Consider the following 2,122-nt stretch of genomic DNA (forward strand, 5'->3'; position numbering starts at 1 on the left):
GGATAATATTTCTTATGAGTTTATTTCTTTAAAAACTGATGAAGACATTTTACAGTTTGCAAAAAAATACGGAATGCTTGGTCTTCTACCAGATTTTCATTTAGGCGAGCTTAATCTTCAAAGAACTCACTTTGAACCCTTTGAGCTATGGCGTTCAGAAATCAAAAAATTCACTAAAATACTGAAATTGTACAGAGCCTTGTCTACTAATAACGAAAAAACAGAAAATATAATTGAAGACAATATTATAAAGGTTTCTACCGATACAAACTTTGCTGGTTGGTATGAAATTTACTGGTATGATAACACTCCAGTAAGAAAGTCTTTTTCAGAACAAGCGTTACACCAAATGAGTATGATTGATATTGGACGTATAATACTATCTGAGAAACTACAAGAATATACAAAAGGCATAGATTTAAAAATAGATAAAATCATTAAATCTGAAAAAAATAAAATGGGATTCTATATTACCGAAAAAAGAGAAACTCGATATCTAATCACAGCCATTTATTATGACCTTTGGGATAAAATAAATTCAAACGTTCCTGTTAACATTTGTGCTAATCCAAAATGTCAGTTACCATTTATGAAAATAAAACGCCAGAAATATTGTTCTAATGCATGTAAGCAAGAAACTTATAGGCTTAGAAAAGGAGGAGAATAACTTGAAAGGTTCTCTCGAAAAGCATGGCACCAACTGGCGCATGCGCGTAACTGTTGGCTATAACGAAAAAGGTAATCCTATCAGGCGCTCGAGGATGGCTACAGCAAAGAATAAGCGTGAAGCAGAAAAAGAACTCGCTTTGTTTATTGCTGAAATAGAAGCGGGTGAGTATATAAAACCACAAAAAATGTTGTTTAAAGACTTTGTTGAGGAATGGAAAAAGAAATATGCTATCGATAACCTATCTCCTCAAACATATGAAACGTATTGCAGCCATTTAAAATTACGTATCCTACCTTCTCTTGGAAATATGAAGTTAGAAGATATAAAGCCTATGCACTTAATCACTCTTGCGGATCAACTTAAAAGTGATACTCGTAAAGATGGTAAAGAAGGTACTTTATCTCCTGCTACGATTAACTATGTAATACGTGTTATTAAAAATATTTTTAAACGTGCTCACGAATGGCAGTTGATAAGAAAAAACCCTGCTGAAAAACTTACAAAACTAAAAGACGAATATCAAATAAAAGAACCTTATGACTTAGAAGAAACAAGGCAAATTATGAGCCTTTTAGAACAAGAAGAAACAATGTATCAAATTCTATTCCAATTAGCTATTATGACAGGTTTTAGACGCGGTGAATTATTAGGCTTAGAATGGAAAGATATTAACCTTGAAGATGGAACTGTAACAGTACGACAAGCTGTATCATATGCAAATAGCCAATACTATATAAAAGAGCCGAAAACGAGAACATCAAAACGTACAATCTCTATACCTGCTTCTCTCATTGAAAAGCTAAAAAGATATAAAAATGATTGTAATGAAAAACGGTTATCCTGCGGTAATCTATGGGAAGCTGGTGAATATTTCTTTGTATTTTCTTCTTGGCATGGTAAACCGTTATATCCAAGTCATATTACAAAGAAGTGGAACAAATTCACTAAGAAACACGAACTACGGCATGTTAACTTTCATGGATTACGCCATACGTCCGCTACTCTTCTATTAGAAGCAGGAGAAAACATGAAGGTCATTTCCAGCCGTTTAGGCCATTCCAGAATTAATACAACAATTGATATTTACACCCACTCGTTGCAATCAGCTGATAAAGGGGCATCAAGTAAATTAGAATCTTTAATTACTTCCATAAAGAACACGCAAGCAAATTAGAGTGTAGTAGCCGTTACACTCTTTTTTGGTGTTTTTTGCATCCTATTTAAATTTACAATCCACCTTTAAGCCTTGTTACGACTGATTTAAACACTTCTTCTCCACGGGGCAGGATTGGGGCAGAAATGGGGCAGGACGTCGTAATTTTGTATCAGATTCAAACATTTTTAATCCTGTATAGATTTGATAAAACGCTTATATATCAAAGCTTATCGTCTACTATCTGTTATAATCATGAAAGGTTATTAACTTTGACAGGGTGGAGGTCGCTGGTTCGA

General features: G+C 33.9%; 2 protein-coding genes. Both read left to right on the forward strand.

The features are described 5' to 3' along the window. Positions 1-667: hypothetical protein (locus tag V7024_RS10760; RefSeq protein WP_335519425.1), on the forward strand; the 667-nt coding region annotated here is incomplete at its 5' end. Position 668: 1 nt separating this feature from the next. After that, positions 669-1,844 (forward strand): tyrosine-type recombinase/integrase, encoded by a 1,176-nt coding sequence (locus tag V7024_RS10765; RefSeq protein ID WP_335519428.1) that lies wholly within the window; start codon positions 669-671, stop codon positions 1,842-1,844. Positions 1,845-2,122 lie beyond the last annotated feature (278 nt).

This window comes from Bacillus sp. JJ864 (genome assembly GCF_036963045.1).
GTDB lineage: Bacteria > Bacillota > Bacilli > Bacillales > Bacillaceae_G > Bacillus_A > Bacillus_A pseudomycoides_C.